The organism is Metabacillus sp. GQ13 (assembly GCF_059758525.1).
The window spans coordinates 72,676-89,369 of the sequence record NZ_JCAXET010000005.1; the positions used below are offsets into that span (position 1 = coordinate 72,676).

16 protein-coding genes are annotated in these 16,694 nt (G+C 33.1%); 1 reads left to right on the forward strand and 15 read right to left on the reverse strand.

The features are described 5' to 3' along the window. Positions 1-123: 123 nt before the first annotated feature. The 8 genes from AC6CHR_RS07370 to AC6CHR_RS07405 form a co-directional block, all read right to left on the reverse strand. Positions 124-726: a genetic competence negative regulator gene (locus AC6CHR_RS07370; protein ID WP_498247929.1), complete on the reverse strand. Its 603-nt coding sequence runs from the start codon at positions 724-726 to the stop codon at positions 124-126. Between the two features lie 124 nt (positions 727-850). Beyond that, positions 851-1,756, reverse strand: coding sequence for a MerR family transcriptional regulator (locus AC6CHR_RS07375; protein ID WP_498247930.1), 906 nt, complete (start codon positions 1,754-1,756; stop codon positions 851-853). 117 nt (positions 1,757-1,873) lie between these two features. Then, positions 1,874-2,656 (reverse strand): metallophosphoesterase, encoded by a 783-nt coding sequence (locus AC6CHR_RS07380; RefSeq protein WP_498248198.1) that lies wholly within the window; start codon positions 2,654-2,656, stop codon positions 1,874-1,876. Between the two features lie 139 nt (positions 2,657-2,795). Beyond that, positions 2,796-3,263 carry a DUF2663 family protein gene (locus AC6CHR_RS07385; RefSeq protein ID WP_498247931.1) on the reverse strand — a complete coding sequence of 156 codons (468 nt, stop codon included), beginning with the start codon at positions 3,261-3,263 and terminating at the stop codon, positions 2,796-2,798. 117 nt (positions 3,264-3,380) lie between these two features. Next, a complete protein-coding gene (locus AC6CHR_RS07390) occupies positions 3,381-4,091 on the reverse strand; it encodes a LysM peptidoglycan-binding domain-containing protein (RefSeq protein WP_498247932.1) in 711 nt (236 codons plus the stop codon). Next, a complete protein-coding gene (locus AC6CHR_RS07395) occupies positions 4,075-4,677 on the reverse strand; it encodes a CPBP family intramembrane glutamic endopeptidase (protein ID WP_498247933.1) in 603 nt (200 codons plus the stop codon). Before AC6CHR_RS07395 ends, AC6CHR_RS07390 begins: the two co-directional genes overlap by 17 nt. Positions 4,678-4,680: 3 nt before the next feature. Beyond that, positions 4,681-6,186, reverse strand: a complete 1,506-nt coding sequence (locus AC6CHR_RS07400; protein ID WP_498247934.1) for a RecQ family ATP-dependent DNA helicase — start codon at positions 6,184-6,186, stop codon at positions 4,681-4,683. Next, positions 6,183-7,244 carry a YpbB family protein gene (locus AC6CHR_RS07405; protein WP_498247935.1) on the reverse strand — a complete coding sequence of 354 codons (1,062 nt, stop codon included), beginning with the start codon at positions 7,242-7,244 and terminating at the stop codon, positions 6,183-6,185. Before AC6CHR_RS07405 ends, AC6CHR_RS07400 begins: the two co-directional genes overlap by 4 nt. A gap of 308 nt (positions 7,245-7,552) precedes the next feature. On the opposite strand from AC6CHR_RS07405, the gene AC6CHR_RS07410 reads away from it, so the two are divergent. Further along, on the forward strand, positions 7,553-7,801 hold the full coding sequence (locus tag AC6CHR_RS07410; RefSeq protein ID WP_498247936.1) for a ferredoxin: 249 nt from the start codon (positions 7,553-7,555) through the stop codon (positions 7,799-7,801). Positions 7,802-8,345: 544 nt separating this feature from the next. Here AC6CHR_RS07410 and AC6CHR_RS07415 read toward each other — a convergent pair. The 7 genes from AC6CHR_RS07415 to ccsB form a co-directional block, all read right to left on the reverse strand. After that, entirely contained in the window at positions 8,346-9,302 is a 957-nt protein-coding gene (locus AC6CHR_RS07415) for a M23 family metallopeptidase (protein ID WP_498247937.1), read from the reverse strand. Between the two features lie 541 nt (positions 9,303-9,843). Then, positions 9,844-11,037: an RsiX family anti-sigma factor gene (locus AC6CHR_RS07420; protein WP_498247938.1), complete on the reverse strand. Its 1,194-nt coding sequence runs from the start codon at positions 11,035-11,037 to the stop codon at positions 9,844-9,846. Then, the gene (gene sigX, locus AC6CHR_RS07425) at positions 11,015-11,563 is read right to left on the reverse strand and encodes an RNA polymerase sigma factor SigX (RefSeq protein ID WP_498247939.1); all 549 of its coding nucleotides are present in this window, start codon (positions 11,561-11,563) and stop codon (positions 11,015-11,017) included. Before sigX ends, AC6CHR_RS07420 begins: the two co-directional genes overlap by 23 nt. 389 nt (positions 11,564-11,952) lie before the next feature. Next, the gene (locus AC6CHR_RS07430; protein ID WP_498247941.1) at positions 11,953-12,540 is read right to left on the reverse strand and encodes a cob(I)yrinic acid a,c-diamide adenosyltransferase; all 588 of its coding nucleotides are present in this window, start codon (positions 12,538-12,540) and stop codon (positions 11,953-11,955) included. A gap of 256 nt (positions 12,541-12,796) precedes the next feature. Continuing rightward, positions 12,797-14,599 (reverse strand): ATP-binding protein, encoded by a 1,803-nt coding sequence (locus tag AC6CHR_RS07435; RefSeq protein WP_498247942.1) that lies wholly within the window; start codon positions 14,597-14,599, stop codon positions 12,797-12,799. Beyond that, a complete protein-coding gene (locus AC6CHR_RS07440) occupies positions 14,596-15,318 on the reverse strand; it encodes a response regulator transcription factor (protein ID WP_498247943.1) in 723 nt (240 codons plus the stop codon). Before AC6CHR_RS07440 ends, AC6CHR_RS07435 begins: the two co-directional genes overlap by 4 nt. A gap of 200 nt (positions 15,319-15,518) precedes the next feature. After that, entirely contained in the window at positions 15,519-16,694 is a 1,176-nt protein-coding gene (gene ccsB, locus AC6CHR_RS07445; protein ID WP_498247945.1) for a c-type cytochrome biogenesis protein CcsB, read from the reverse strand.

Genomic DNA, 16,694 nt, shown 5'->3' on the forward strand with positions numbered 1-16,694 from the left:
TTTTATAAAATCCAATGTTATACACAAAGAAACGACATATAAAAATATGTCGCTTGAATTTTAAGTCAGTTTAATTCTAAAAACGCAACTAAATTGAGAATTTTCCTGTTAATATCTCTCATTTCATTTTGCTTTTTCTTTTTTCCAAAAATGAGTATTGATTTCTTGGATTGCCTTTTCACCCATAATAATCTTACCATACTCTTTTAATCTATGGACTGTTAATGTGGAAGGACTACCATATTCAGCTAAAATCGCTACTATATCGTCGAGATCTATTGGCTGATCGTCACTTAAAAGTAAGTAATATCGTTCTTTATAGAAAATAACCATTCCCTCGATAACATTTAGTTGATACAAACAATTAGAAAGTTGAATAATGTCCTCAAATGAATCATATTCATAGATAACATCAAAACTCTCATCTAATTTTACTTGCATCTCAATATAATCATCAGAAAAATCGTCATCTATTTCATCTACTTCTTGGCTATTCGTGACAATTACAACCATCCCTTGAGCGTGTAGAGAATATACTTCGACAGCAATAGGTCCTTGCGCCTTAAAGCCCAATTCAACGTTAGCTTCGTTCATCATATCTCTAAATAATTGGTGAACCTTTAATGAATCTTTCCAGAGATCTTCTTTTGTAAGTCCTCTGTCCTTTAAATCATCTGTTGTTAAAAAGATCTTTATTTTATCGTAATTCAGTCGCTCTAGCCGCATCCTATACCCTCCTGCCGTCAGAACGCTCTATATAAAATCATCATATGAAATTTATACGAGATGGTTCTAATATTTTTAACAGTTTACACTCTATCTATTGTTTAGACAAGTAAACACTCTTCGTTTATTGTTCTAAATTCCCCTTTAACCATTCTTCCCATTGTTGTTCTGTTACACCTATTAAGTACTTATTGTATTTTGAAGGAATTAGAGCATTTGCGGAATTTATCCTTCCTCCTAATCCAATTTGTAACTGTCGATAACTTAAAGATAATTGATCAATTAAATTACATGTCCTTTTTATATTCCCTAGAAGATTACTTGACAAAAATAAAAAAGTTGGCATCACTTCTTCGATTACTTTATTGTAGTCTTCTTCACTTACTCCTACACCTAAATAAATAACCTCATATCCCTTACTCCGTAAAAAATACGTAAAAATAAGTAAGCCCATATCGTCTATTTCGCCTGGGCCACTAACAGTAATAACCTTAGGCAAATAATTTAATTCCGGTAGGCTCTGTATAATTACACCGATTCTTATTCGTAAAATCGAATAAGCAAACTGTTCGTGTGCAGTGGTTATTTCCCTTGCATCTCTTTGTTTTACTATGTCTCTAATTAGAGTACCAAAAACTTCGATGACAACTTTATTGACAGTATAAAGGCTAAACAATTGATTTATCTGCTCTTCAGCCTTGTTCTTTTGAAAATTCACTAATGACTGTAAAAGCTCGTCCTTAAGTTTATCAAGTGGGGTCGTTTCCTTCGTTTTCTGTTTATTAAAAGAGGTATCCTTATATTCCTCTAATAAATTTACTGCTTGGCTAATCGTAAAACCCCTATTAACCTTCTCAAGTAGCCATTCTAAAATCTTAATATGTTCTTCTGAATATAAACGATGCCCTGATTCGTTTCTTTTAGGTTCAATCATTTTATATCTACGTTCCCACGCTCTTAATGTACCAGATTGAATACCCAGCAATTTAGAAACCGCTTTTATATTGTACTTTCCTTCTTGATCAGACATTAAAATCCCCCATTACCATACACGTGAAACCTTCTCCTTCAACTATATAGCTAAAATGGTAAACTGTACATACTGTCAAGTGGCTCTGTGCTTAGAGTAAGGCTCTTTAAATGAATACTAGCTGTCATCTTTCTGTTCAGATGTAAATTGTATCATATGAGCCTCTGCAGGTGCTCCTAATCTAAGTGGAATTCCAGATGTACCATACCCATTACTTATTAAGATAGTTGTATTTTTCAGATAGTGGATTTTTCCTTTTTCATACAACCCAAAACCAAATAAACGAATTTGACCACCATGGGTATGTCCACTTAGGATTAACGAAATACCATCCTTCTTTAAAACTTTTTGATGAATATCAGGATTATGACTAATCAAAATTTTAAAGGAATTCTTAGTAGAACTCTTCAAAGCTAAATCTAAGCGATCTCGCTCCTCACTCATATCTTCCACTCCCAATAATTCTAGCACTTCACCCGTTTGAGAAGACAAAGTAGCAGAGGTATTATTAAGCAATTTAACACCATTTTTCAAAAGAATCTGTTCAAGCTCATTCTTACCTACCTCATAATCGTTATTACCGAACACAAAATAAACGGGAGCAACTTTTTTCAAGCGTTGTATATTGGATTCAACACGATGGAAAGGTACACCCTTCTCGGTTAAATCCCCTCCAATAACAACAAAATCTATTTTAGTTGATACCTGCTCTAATAATCTATCCGATACGATTCTTCTATGGATATCCGAAATAAACAACATATTTATCGTTCCAAAACTTTTCGGGAAGGAATCAAATTGTAGTTTATGTATTGATAAATGATTTTCCTTTGATTTAATAAACATAAAAATAACCATAATGATACAAAATAATATAGAAGAAACAAGAAAAATAAGCATCAAGAAAAACACCTCTTAATTAGAATAAAGGCAGTGAACCTAAATTGTAGAGAATTGGATTATAACATATATTACCAACAACAAAAAACCCTGCTCCTCGTTCTAAAAAGAAGGGTTTCTCTATATAGAGTAGGTTTATTCATTTACTTTCGTGAAATAAATTTATATCAAATTCTTTTTTCATCATTGTAAATACTTCATGACGATTCTGCCATTGTGATGGTTTTTGCCATAATTCAGTACTTTTTCTTATTAGTTCACATCTTAGATTATGAAATTCAGTTTCAGCCTTTTCCTCTTTTTTTTTAAAATATTGTGCAGTAGCGTATCCACCTACGATAGACAATACAATAAAAATGTGAAATGGCCCATCAAATATCTTATGAAAGATTTGCCCTACTTGATCGCCTGATGGTTTAATAATAAATGTATATAAATAAACAATAAACCCCATTAACAATACAAAGGAAACAAATTGCGCCCTGAAGCATTTCATTTTATATAACTCGAATTTGTTTTTGCGTTCAACCAAGTTATCGAGTATTTTTTTTGTAGGCTCATCAGTATGATCCTTCAGCAGTTGAATTTGTATTTCAATAACATCCACTTCCCCTCATACTATTAGTACATAGTATGAAGTCGTCCATCTTTATATGAGTGGTTTTGTTAAAAGATTATTAGAATAAATTCGAACTAGCAACACTCCTGATATAAAATTCGAACATTACCTCAAAGGTATTTTTATCTTTTGACCTACGTAAATATCATTCGATTTTATCCCATTATATTTCCGGATAATTTCCTCGCCTTCGCGGCTATTATAATACATTATTGCTATTTTAAATAGCGTTTCACCTGTTTTTACTGTATGTGTCTTTATTTCTCGATATTCTGGCTCATTCTCTGTCGTATTATCAGTTTCTGTTTCTGTACCTACTGATTCTTTCTTATTTTGTTCTAATGTTTCTTTCTCTTTTGTATCTACATCGTTTGAATTAGTAACAACCTCATTTGTATCATCAACTTCTTCTGTTTTTTCATTTTTTTCTTCAACTATTTCTTTATCTATATCATTAGTTTCTTCTTCCACAGGTGATTCACTACCATCAACCGGATTCGAGTCAGAATTCTCATCTGATTGGTGTACTTTCGGGATATACACTGTGTAATCTCCATCTGGGTCTTGATTACTTGGTTTTTCATTACCATTTATGCCGTAAAGCAAATAAATTAAAATCGGTACCAAGAAAAAAAACACTGCTAGGATACTAATAATTGGGTATTTTAATTTCGCAGTTTTCTTTTCAACTTTATCTTTATGCACTTCTCCTCGTGGTGGAAAATTCCCGTGTAGCTCTTTATAGTCATCAATCATCTTTGTTCGTAAGTTTTCAGCTTGGTCAGGGCGCTTATCCATTTCACTCATTTTCTTCATTCACCCCTTTTTTATAATTCAATCTGATTTGGATAGCAAACACTAAATCAATCAGAAAGTGAGCTATGATTGTTGTATATATAGACTCTGTTAATTCATAAACGATTCCTAATAAAAAGCTAATGGATATCACCATAATAAAAAGAATCCATTTTGATAAATAGCGAAAGTGTAATATCGCAAAAATAAGACTTGCTACCCAAATTCCTAAATGGGATTGTAAAACCCCGCGAAATAGCAATTCTTCTGAAATAGCAATTAGGGCTGTTAGTAGGATGATATGTGGTATTGATCTCTTTTCAAATAGTTTTTTATTAATTCCACCATCATCAACTAAATGAGGTGGTGCTAATTTTGTGATAATTATATCAACAACAATAACAATAAATGCAACTGCTATTCCATATCCGATAATACGAGCATCTGTTATGATGATCCACAGCTCTAAAAATTCCTCAACATTATTAAATAATAAAATGGCTAAAACACTTGATAGAATAAGTAAGATAAGTTGTGTAAAATATAAATTTTGAACAATCTGTTTGTCCGTTAGTTGTTTTATTACTTCATTTTGCTTTCTAAACAAATGTTAATCACTCGCCTTATGAAATATCGCATACAGTTGATCTTGCCAACTTTTTTCCGAGACTTGTATGAATCGATCCTCTTTCCCTACAAAACTAAATAATGATTCATCAATACCACAGTTATCACAACAATTCATTACGGTTTGATTGTGGTAATCTTCATCAAAATAAGCTAATAATGTTCGCCGTCTACATTCTTTTGAATTTAGCCATATTTCCATTTTCCTTAATTTATCATGTTTAAACATCAATCTTTTTTCAATCTTTTTCCAAATTATTGAAATTAGACTTTCTGGCTCCAAATTTAAGCTATCTAATGCATCTAATTGACTTTCTATATATCTCCATTGAACTTCTGTTACATCACATTCTGCATTTATTTTATCAAAGGTCATTGATTCGACTGTATGCTCTTGTAAAAAATAAATAGTACGGTAAAGCTTCTCAAAAGAAGGGAACTCAGATTCTACTAATAATTTTGGTACTTCATAATCACTTTCTGTTAGCAACGTTACAGCAAGACTTGGAAGACCATCCCTACCAGCCCTCCCAATTTCTTGCATATAGGATTCTATTTGTGAAGGAAAGTGAAAATGAATGACAAAGCGAATATTTTGCTTATTTATCCCCATACCAAATGCATTTGTACAACAAACAACCTGAAGTTGATCATATAAAAATTGTTGTTGGATAAGTATTCTCTGTTCTTGCTCCATTCCTCCATGATAATACCCAACACCTTCTATACCTGCATCTGTTAACATACCTGCTATACGTTCAGTCCATACTCTACTTGAACAATATATGATACTAGGCCCTTTTAATGTACGAACAAAATGGAGAATCCGGTCTATTTTTTTTTCGATTGTTTTGTGTTTTTCAATTTTGATTGCAATATTAGGTCGATCAATCGAATAAATAAAGGTTTTATTTTGTGAACCAAAATTTAGTATTGTTTTAATATCTTCAAGTACTTCTTTTGTAGCTGTAGCTGTCAAAGCTAAACAAGGTGGCTGTCCCAGCTCACTTCTAATTTTTCCTAGTCGTGAATAATCCGGTCTAAAATCATGTCCCCATTGAGATATACAGTGTGCCTCATCGACAACAAATAATGAGATTCCTGCATTTTTTATTGCACTCAAAACATAATTATATTGGAGAATTTCCGGAGAAACATAAATATAACGGTAAGACTTAAGATTTTGAAGATACGTTTTTCTTTTCATAAATGGTAATGTACTATTCAAAGCAATTACTTTTTTATCGCCTCTTAATTTAATTTGCTCAACTTGGTCCTCCATTAAAGAAAGAAGCGGGGAAACAATTAAAACTGGTCCAGGTAAAAGATAACCAGGTAGCTGGTAACAAAGTGATTTTCCTCCACCTGTTGGAAGCATAGCAATAACATCATGAGCTTCTAAGACCGCATTTATTATCTCCTTCTGGCCTGTTCGGAAATGTTCGAGACGAAAGTGTTCGTGTAATACAGCTTCAATCTGTTTGTTCATCCGTTCCTCCCATTCAGTGCATAGGCAAGTCTAATTTGAAAATATGTAAATTGGTGATGTAAATAATCTTTAACCTGTTTCAACTGATGTGTTTGAAGAATGTCAATTGCATGGTTAATTTGGATTGATTCTGCTAACGATAAAAAGGCATCTGGAGAATAACTTTTATCATGTAAAGTAATTTCAACAATATGATCTTCGATTGTGCTTTCCTTCAAATTTCTAATTGTTGCGATTTCAGATAGACTAAATCCCTGTAACAAATAGGAATGTGTCAGTGCAGTTGAAGTAGTTAATACATTTTTTTGGCGTTTATCCTTAATTAAATCATTAAAGATGGTAGATTGGTCCTCTTTGGTCATTAGTTGATTGATAACAGTATGAATAACATTCCAAAAAAGTAAATAAGTATAGATTGGATCCTCTTTGCCATTGATGGCAATTTGTTCAAATGTTTGTCCAATTTTTTGACTTGAAGTTAGTCTTTGAACAAAGATTAGTGCATCTTTATTTGTTTGAAACTGTAAAGTATCTTTTATTTCCACATACAGATTTTCGACAAGATCCTTTTTATGGTAATGAGTCTGCTTTAAAAATCGTTTTACCCATTGTAAATCCTCCTGGTTTTTAGTTACAGGTAGATATGTCGATCTCTCAATGACGAAATTAGACAATACTTGAACAAGTAACGATAATCTTTGCCAAAAGACTCTTCCTATATCACCATATAACCACCCATTAAGATTAGCAGGTATCGGTTTAATATTTAGCTCTTCATATAAGCTTAACTTCCCCTTGGGTGTTAATAAGTAATGCTTTTCGGAAATTGATTCGATTAAACCCTCTTGCAAAAGTAATTCACATGAATCACTTACTTGTTGACGCGAAACCCGTGGAAATAAGCTAAACAAGTGTGAAAGGTTAAAAAGTTTACCATCTTGAATTGTTTGTGAAGATTTTTTTCCTTTAAGCAAATGATATATAGCAGAGACTGTTCTCTCTCCATTAAGTTGCTTAAAACAAAATAGTATTACTAAATGAAAATAAGTACTATTCATTATATCACCCTACAATGTTTGACAAAATTCGATTCCACTTTCTATTTTAACAAATTTGTGGACTTTAGTTACCATATATACTGATTTTATTGCTCACGAATGAATTATTTTGGACATAAAATAGTGTAAAAAGTCGGTAGTGTTTACCATATTAAAGAGTTTTTTATTGAAATGTCCATAAAACCGATTTACAATACAAATAGGCACTGAAAATGCCAAAGCATTTATATAAATAGAAATAAGTACAATTATTTAAGTTCTACCATATGAGAGTATGGTATTTATCTTATCAGGAGGTTTGTTTTTATATGGCAAAATATACAATTGTTGACAAGGATACTTGCATAGCTTGTGGTGCCTGTGGGGCAGCAGCACCCGACATTTATGATTATGATGATGAAGGTATTGCCTTTGTTACTTTAGACGAAAATAAAGGCATTGTCGAAGTTCCAGAGGTTCTTGAAGAAGATATGATGGATGCTTTCGAAGGCTGTCCAACAGATTCAATTAAGATCGCTGACGAAAAGTTCGATGGAGATGCTTTGAAGTTTGAATAGTTTTCTAAAACCCTCTGCAAGTTTGCAAAGGGTTTTTTTAGACATTTTTTTAATAGTTTCTTTTCCCAGTTCAAAAATCCATTTTAGCAAATTGGTCATTTTGTGTACCCTTGAGTATAGATTCATTATCACCAATAACTTTCTCTTCTAAAAGTTTTCATGTTAGTAAATGGAACTTTTCACTAACCATAAATCCTCTTTCCTTTACAATCATACCAGCATTCTCGTCTTTACTTTTACATAAGTTTCTCCCGTAAAAGAATTGTCTGAATCAATGATTATTTCAGTAGTAATTTTCATCCTAAAGGACATACCTTTATATCATTGATATACACGATGTAATTTGGACGTGTCAGTAAAGTAATAAGTGACACGATGTTAACATTGCAGCAATCAGGTTGGACGTAAGCATTAAAGGAGAAAAACAATGTTAATGCTATATTTTGTACGTCCATTTTGAGTTAAAAAATATTGAATGTAATAATTTGGATTAATTAATAAAGCTATGTAAAAACAAACATACCCTTATCAGGTGCACATTTCACTATTTACTAATTGATAAAACTTGCATTGGAAAGATCATTTCATTTTCTAATTGATTTGCTTCTTTTACAGCTTCTGGAGCAACTCTGAATTCTTTTGCTATTGATTGAATTGTGTCACCAGCTTGAACGACGTAGCTTTTTTCTTTGTTTAAATAAACTGTGATCTCTTGTCCAGGGTAAATCGTGTCAGAGTTTAACTTATTCCATTCCTTAAGTGATTTTATTGTAACCTTAAAGGTTTGTGAAATTCCCCAAAGTGTATCACCTTTTGTTACTTTCACCACTTTCTGCTGTTCTTTTCCAACTTGATTATTTTCGGCCTTCTCAACAGAACTAGATTGAACCTCGGTCTTGATAGTCTGCTTTTTCTCTTCACTAACTCGAGAAGATTGCTCACTAATTACTGATTCTGTTGGATCAACACCATGAGTATGATCTGTTGTAACATTCGAGTCAGGTAAACCAAACACGAATAAAGGATCTAAGGCATGTGTCTTATCATATGTCCATTCGCCTTTATGTAATTCAAAGTGTAAATGAGTTCCTGTTGATATTCCAGTATTTCCAATAATCCCAACAGTTTCACCTTTTTTAATCGTCTCACCCTCGCTTACATTTCTCTTGCTCAAATGAGCATAAACTGTTTCATACCCTTCCGGATGTTCAATAAAAACGACATGGCCATATGAATCAGAGTAGTAGGATTTAGTCACTTTCCCATCTGAAACGGATACAATTTCTTCACCCTTAGGAGCAGCAATATCAACACCCTTATGATTTCCATTTCGCGTACCAAAAGTATCTGTAATTTCCCCATTAACGGGTTGTACCCAATGATCTTCTAATTCATCTATGTAAGAATTTGCTAATGCATCATGATTTAACTCTTCTACAAACATCCCTAAAAAAAAGCCTATCATTGTTAATATACTAATACGTTTTAATAAAACTAGCATTTTTCTCCCCCTACATTTTTTTGCTATTTTCGTACCAATCCTGTTATTCATTAACTGGATTTTTCGATACTACACAAGCATGTGCGAAAATCACACTTTGTATGCCCAGGCTTGAATTATTGTAAAAATTTCGAACTTAAGATTGTTGTTTCTAACAACCTATAAATTTTGAAGTAGATGCATCTTTTCTTTTATTTTTGATTGCAACAAATTTTTAGAAAAGTGCCAATTAAAAGCCAAAAGAAACTAAGGTATTATGCATGTCTCATTTTATCTATACGGTCATTCTATGTATGCCTGTCTAAAAAAAGAACAACTGTAGTATTTAACAACATTTCCCTTAATATACATACATCATTACTACAACCTTAAATCTTGTACATATGAAAAGCGCAAAAGACTTGAACATATTACAAGATTTTCAGATACTTTTTCACTTTTAAATGTAATCTATCTTCAAAGTAATTACACTGTCGTCATCAATCTTTGCAATGATGACGTCTTGAAACTAAAAGAAAAAGAGACTCAAAATGTGAGCCTCTTAACTTGCCTTAATTGGATTAGGTGAGTAAGGTACATCTACTGGATTTGTTAAATCCATTACTCCGATTTGGTCAATATCAATGCCTTTAAATTGAACCTTATTATATCCAAATTCCTTTGCGGTTAATAAAATTGCTTCAAGCATAATAATGGTATCTTCATTATTTTTAAATTCTGTATCATGAATAAATTCAATTTCTAGCAACTCACCAATTTCTATTGTAGTAATCTTTGTAATATTTTCCATAATTGTTGGTTTTAAACCACTTTTCTCTATCCCTATTTTCATCGAATTAAATGCATTCTCAAGGGTCTCATAAGAACCCGGTGATGGCGCCAACAGTTTTGACGTTTGTTCGTCAAATTGATATAGAAAGTAAGCCCTTTTACTAGCCTGATTCAAATTTAACTCAGTTTTATTCCCGTAAGTACTAAATTCTATCCCTTCATCATCATTCGTATAGAGTTTTGCCTTTTTATAATCAAGCCAACGAAATGTTTCCTCAATCGCTTCATGATAGAGCACTTCAGTTTTACTGGTCAATACTGGTTTTCCATGGTATTCTATACCGATTTCTTGAGGATTTTTCTCTTCTATTAACGTAGAATAAATTAGTTCAGACCCTATCAAACCAAGTTCCTCTGTATTCACTTTTGAAATGATTTCACCAATATTTTTTATATTATTTTGTTTAGTGTTAGTATCAACACTTACTGGAATAATATTTTGAGAATTTCCGTCTGTAAATCCCACCGTTATTATTTCTTCAGCCTCAGATGGATTTGTAACAAATGTTTCAATATTATCATCATTGTTTTTATCGAATGTATAGAGTTCCTGATCTATCGGGACTTCATCAACTAATTTTGCTTCTGCCATATTTCCTTCAGTGTCATCCTTTTCATATTCTTCTGCTTCTTTCGATTCATCCTGTGAAATTGCCATATCCTTTGAACTCGAACTTTCTTGATTAAATATAAAACTTTGGAAAATGTAAGGAGTGATGATCGATAGGAGTAGAAGCGCTGTAACTGTTGCAAACGTGGGAGCAATCCATACACTGATCTTCTTTTTTTGCTGTTTTTTTACTATTCTGTTATAGATGCCTTCAGGAGTTTGTGTATCTTTCACAAGGGGTAACTGTTGTAAAAGCTGTTCGAGTTGCTCTTCACTCCACTCTTTTCTTTTCAAAAGATAACCCCTCCTTATTAGAAATATCTAGCATTTGTTTTTGAAGTTGTTTTAGCGCTCGATGCTGTGTTGTTTTAACTTTACTAGATGACCAACCTAGTGCTTCAGCTGTTTCTGTGATTGAAAGTTCCTGTAGATAACGTAATATCAGAACGGAACGCTGGTCGATTGAACATATGTCAAGGGAGCGGTACATCCATTGAATTTGTTCATTCTGCAAGGTAACCTCATCAGGCATAGGCTGATTATCCTCAATTTGTTGTTTGTCCCAATCGAATTTTTCTAATAATCGATGTCGAATCTTTTTTTGTTTACGAAACCAATCGATTGCAACATGCCTGGCAATCGAAAAAAGCCATGTTTTTTCACTACTCCTACCTTCAAACTTATCGTAGGACTTTAAGACTCGAATATATACTTCTTGAACTAAATCCTCTGCTTGTTCACGATTCTTCACCATATAAAATAAAAACTGAAAAAGGTCATGATGATATTTTTCATATATCTTCTGAAAGGTATCCTCCATGAATGCCCCTCCACTCTATTATTTAGTCGCAACAAAATAAAAAAAGTTGCACATTTCACAATGTAATATATCTGAAATATTCTCGTAATATTTGACATTATGTAATATATACTTTAGCACAGTTGCTAGTATTCTTGGAGGATTATACAAAATGTTAATAAATTATTAATAATTAATGCTGTTTTCGTTAAGATAATTCACTCTAATCTCAACTATTTGAATGATTGATTTCAGAGTTTTCTTTCTAACTAACTGCATAAAAAATTTGATTGCATTAGAGGTAATTAAGGTAGGGTAAAACAGAATGCTAAACATTTTCAAAGCGCCTGTTTAGCATTTTATCCATGCGATGTTAATTTAAGGGTTCTTCTATTAAGAAAACTAGAGCACTATTTATCCTGTTTATTTTTTTTTGATGTCGTTTTGAAAACGAGTGCACTTCTTTCATACTCTACATCTTTTACACCTAAACGATAGTTAATGACTCTGCTGATTGCAAAAAGGTAATCCGACAAGCGATTCAAGTAGCGTAAGACGATGATATTAATGTCCATTTCCTTCTCTAAGGACACTGTACGTCTTTCTGCTCTTCTTATTATCGTTCTTGCAAGATGAATAATGGCAGCTGCTTGGCTACCTCCTGGTAAGATAAATTTCTCCAAATCAGGTGCTTCCTCAACATAATGATCAATTCTACCTTCTAAAAAATCAACCATATCAGCAGTAGTTTTAAAAGGGTATTTTTCTTTACTAACTGCCAAGTCTCCACCGCAGTCGAATAATTCATGTTGTATTTTCTCTAACTCCTTATATATATCATTGAATTTCGGATCATTTAGCAAGGTCATTGCTTGCCCAATGAAAGAATTTGCTTCATCGATTGTTCCGTACGCTTCAACGCGTAAATGGTCTTTATCAACTCTCCCACCAATAATGCTTGTTTTACCACTGTCACCTGTTCTTGTGTATAAATTCACTACTTACACTCTCCATTCTTAAAAATTGATGGTTAATCAATTACGGAATAATCATACTATGTATTTTTATAACTTATTAAACCGGTAACTCCGCTTCCTATTATACTCTTAGCCCAGTTCTCTTTGATAGCCTTTATATAAATTCAAGTGACTAACAGGCAAAATAACCTATTCATATGAATAGGTTATTTTAACTATTTTGCAAAGAAAGCAGAAAGAAATATTGTTTCTTATGGAACAAGATTGTTCGTCAACTTCAATCAAAATCTACGTTTATTCGGGGTAAAAGGATAGTAAATGTCGTACCTTCTCCAACCTTGCTATGAACTTGAATTTTCCCTTTATGTGCTTCGATAATATTTTTCGCAATTGCGAGTCCGAGACCGGTTCCAGCTCTTCCTCGAGTTCGAGCCTTATCAGCTTTATAAAATCGTTCAAATACAAACGGTAAGTCTTCTTCTGGAATTCCACTACCTGAATCCTGAACGTGAATTTTTAAATCATTATGACTATTGACAACAGATAGGGTAACCTTTCCATTTTCAGAAGTATGTCGAATAGCATTATCAATTAAATTTGTTAATACCTGTTCAATTCGGTCAGGGTCAAACCTAAATAATGGCTCTGTTAACGAAACTTCAGCATTAAGATCCATCTTTTTCTCTTTAGCAAGCCCTTGAAATTTACGATTAATTTTATCGATAAATTCTGGGACCGAATTCTCCTCTATATTTAGGGAAATGTGGCCAGCTTCCATTCTAGCTAAATCTAATAAATCATTAACTAATCTTCCCATTCGTAACGATTCATCATGAATTACCTGTGCTATTTCCTTTTTTTCCTCATCAGTGCTTGCAATATCATCAACAATTGCTTCACTATATCCTTGAAGCATTGAGATAGGCGTTCTTAATTCATGACTTACATTGGCAATGAAGTCCTTGCGAAACTTATCTAAGCGGCGTTCTTCAGTCATATCCCTTAAGACTGCAACCGCTCCTCTGACATAGGATTGATTGTATAAAGGACTCATTAAAATGACCCAGCTTCTACCTTGAAGTGATATTTCGAGTAATTGCTCCGCTTCAGTAGAGACAACTAGTTTAAAAAGTTCATCTGCCTCTGGAGGTAACTCCTGAACAACCGGTTGAATGTCCATTCCTTGCTCATAGTACCACGCATGTAAAAAACGTTCTGCTGGTGGGTTAGTGATTAATATCGTTCCATCAATATTTAATGTAATAACACCATCCGCCATACTACTCAAAATATTTGTTAAATGCTCCTTTTCTTGACTTAGTGCATTTATATGAAATTTTAATTGTTTACCCATTTGATTAAAGGCAATTCCTAGCTCACCAATTTCATCTTGAGACATGATTGGCACTTTTGTATCGAATTTTCCTTTAGCTAACTCTTGGGCTACCTCTCTCATTTTCCTTAATGGGTATGTAATTCTTGTAGACAAAAAGAATGCAAATACGGTTGTTAAAATGATCGCTATACCTGCAGCCAATAAGATGAATTTGGTGGTATGTTTTGTTGTTTCATGAACAGCTGAAAGTGATTGTGAGATATACACCGCACCATTTTTCTTATCTGAAACCTTATAAGGTACCCCGACAATTAAAACCTCATCTTCAGCATTTGCTGCATAATCATTCGTTTGCTCCAAGTTTTGCCGTTTACTTATTTCTTGTTGTTTAGTTAAGGTCACTGCAAGATCAGAATCAGCTTCAATATCTTCTATATCTAAATGTGGTATATCTTCAAAATCGTTAGGTGAATGCCAATACGTTTTAGCATCTTCAACAATGAGAATATGTGTTAATTCATCTGTAAGTTCCCATGTTATTGATCTAGCAAGAGACTGGTCCTCATTACCTTCTATAATAGCTGAAACCTTAGTAGCAAGTTGTGTAAGGTCATCTTTGGCTTCACCTACATGATAATTTTCAATGAACTCTAACATTAATATCGTTAAAATAAATAAAACAAATGAAACGAGTAATAAAATCGTTATCCAAAGTTTACCTACAACACTTTTCCAAAGTATCATGCATTGTTAACCTCAAATTTATAACCCACACCCCATACAGTAACAATCATTTTTGCTGCTTCAGGAGATACTTTGCTTAGTTTCTCTCGAAGGCGTTTTACATGAGTATCAACTGTACGTAAATCACCAAAGAATTCATATTGCCATACTTCTTTCAATAATTTTTCTCGATCATATACTTTATCAGGTGTTTTAGCTAAAAAGTATAACAACTCATATTCTTTTGGAGTTAAACTTACTTCAGTACTATCTGCAGTTACACGGTGTGCATCATGATCAATTGAAAGATGAGGAAATACAATCACATTTTTTGTTTTTGTGTCCGTTTTCAAATAAGATGTTTGCGATGATCTTCTTAATAATGCTTTTACACGCAAAACAACTTCTCTTGGACTAAATGGTTTAACAATATAGTCGTCTGTTCCTACCTCAAAGCCTTGAACTCTATTAGCCTCTTCCCCCTTTGCCGTAAGCATAATTATCGGAGTGGCCTTTTTTTCACGTATTTGCTTACAAACTTCAATTCCATCCATCCCAGGCATCATAATATCTAACATAATCAAATCATATTCATTATTCAAAGCTAACTCTAATGCTTCGTCACCATTTTCTGCTTCATCAATCAGATAATTTTCTCTTTCTAAATACATCCGTAGAAGTCGTCTTATTCTTTCTTCGTCATCCACAACTAAAATTTTTAAATTTTGATTCTCTTCCATTAATAGCCCTCCCTATAAAAGAAATGTACGTGTCATATAATTCCTGACTAATTTTTTAAATATATTTGTTCAATAAAAAACCTTTTAATAAAAGCCTTCACTGCATAGGAGTGAAGGCTTTTTATAGCAGCATTGCACTTTTCATCATACTACATAGCATTTTTATAGAATATGAAATAGTATTTTGCTTCTACTTTTATTTATGCATATGAATGTAGTCCGGCAATAACTAGGTTTACAAAGATTAAATTAAACATAATAATTGCAAATCCGATGACAGCTAGCCATGCTGATTTTTCACCATGCCAGCCCTTTGACAGACGTAAATGTAAGTATGCAGCATAGAATAAAAATGTAATCAGAGCCCACACTTCTTTTGGATCCCAACCCCAAAATCGTGTCCAAGCGATTTGAGCCCAAATCATTGCAAATATTAACGCTCCAAGTGTAAATACTGGAAAGCCAATTGCAACTGAGCGATAGCCAATTTCATCGACTATATCTAAATTAACATTTTTAGTAAGAGGTTGGATTAATGCAGCTATTCGTTTACGGAAGAGTAGTCTAAACAAACCATAAAGTATAGTTCCAACCAGTACTGACCAAATGACCGTGTTTGCTTTGTCAGCAGCAAACAATGCTGGCAGTTCCATAAATGGTTCAAACTTTCCTTCAGTTAACAATTCACTTTCATTAGGACCTATTAAAGCTGGTAAGTTGAAAGTCATAGTTACTGCTTGGTCGTTTTTATCAATCCAATTAAAGTCAGCTTGATAATCAAGACCTTTAAATGTCATTGTAATAACAATAAAACCAAGAGTAACAACCAAAATATACATAATCGACTCTAACCAAAATGTTTTTTTAGTCGATTTCGATTGATCAACTACTTTTATAAGGTGGATAATACCTGCAATTGCACTTATTGATAAAATAGCTTGTCCCAATGCTGCTGTTGTCACGTGAATGTATAACCAGTGACTTTGTAGGGACGGAATTAATGGACTAATATCTGATGGGAACATACTGCCGTACGCGATAATCAGAATGACTATAGGTAACGTAAATAAACCAAGAACTGCTACCTTGTATATAAAAAATAGAATAATAAAAGCAAGCACGAGCATCATACCAAATGCAGTTGTAAACTCAAAGAGATTACTTACAGGTGCATGTCCTGATGCAATCCATCTTGTAATAAAATAAGCAAATTGTGAAGCAAAGCCAAGAATAGTCACACTTATTGCTAGAATGGTCCATTTACTCATCTTATTCGTTTTGCTTCGTTTGTCTCTTATTGAACCTCCAAAGAGAAAAATAGCAATCAAATACAAAACGAATGCAATCTCTAAAAATGTACTACTAATTGCCGCCAC

Excerpts from the sequence above, each read along its gene's own strand:
- AC6CHR_RS07370 (WP_498247929.1), bottom strand. The coding sequence starts at position 726 with ATGCGGCTAGAGCGACTGAATTACGATAAAATAAAGATCTTTTTAACA.
- AC6CHR_RS07375 (WP_498247930.1), bottom strand. The coding sequence starts at position 1,756 with ATGTCTGATCAAGAAGGAAAGTACAATATAAAAGCGGTTTCTAAATTG.
- AC6CHR_RS07380 (WP_498248198.1), bottom strand. The coding sequence starts at position 2,656 with ATGCTTATTTTTCTTGTTTCTTCTATATTATTTTGTATCATTATGGTT.
- AC6CHR_RS07390 (WP_498247932.1), bottom strand. The coding sequence starts at position 4,091 with ATGAAGAAAATGAGTGAAATGGATAAGCGCCCTGACCAAGCTGAAAAC.
- AC6CHR_RS07400 (WP_498247934.1), bottom strand. The coding sequence starts at position 6,186 with ATGAACAAACAGATTGAAGCTGTATTACACGAACACTTTCGTCTCGAA.
- AC6CHR_RS07405 (WP_498247935.1), bottom strand. The coding sequence starts at position 7,244 with ATGAATAGTACTTATTTTCATTTAGTAATACTATTTTGTTTTAAGCAA.
- AC6CHR_RS07410 (WP_498247936.1), top strand. The coding sequence starts at position 7,553 with ATGGCAAAATATACAATTGTTGACAAGGATACTTGCATAGCTTGTGGT.
- AC6CHR_RS07415 (WP_498247937.1), bottom strand. The coding sequence starts at position 9,302 with ATGCTAGTTTTATTAAAACGTATTAGTATATTAACAATGATAGGCTTT.
- sigX (WP_498247939.1), bottom strand. The coding sequence starts at position 11,563 with ATGGAGGATACCTTTCAGAAGATATATGAAAAATATCATCATGACCTT.
- AC6CHR_RS07435 (WP_498247942.1), bottom strand. The coding sequence starts at position 14,599 with ATGATACTTTGGAAAAGTGTTGTAGGTAAACTTTGGATAACGATTTTA.
- AC6CHR_RS07440 (WP_498247943.1), bottom strand. The coding sequence starts at position 15,318 with ATGGAAGAGAATCAAAATTTAAAAATTTTAGTTGTGGATGACGAAGAA.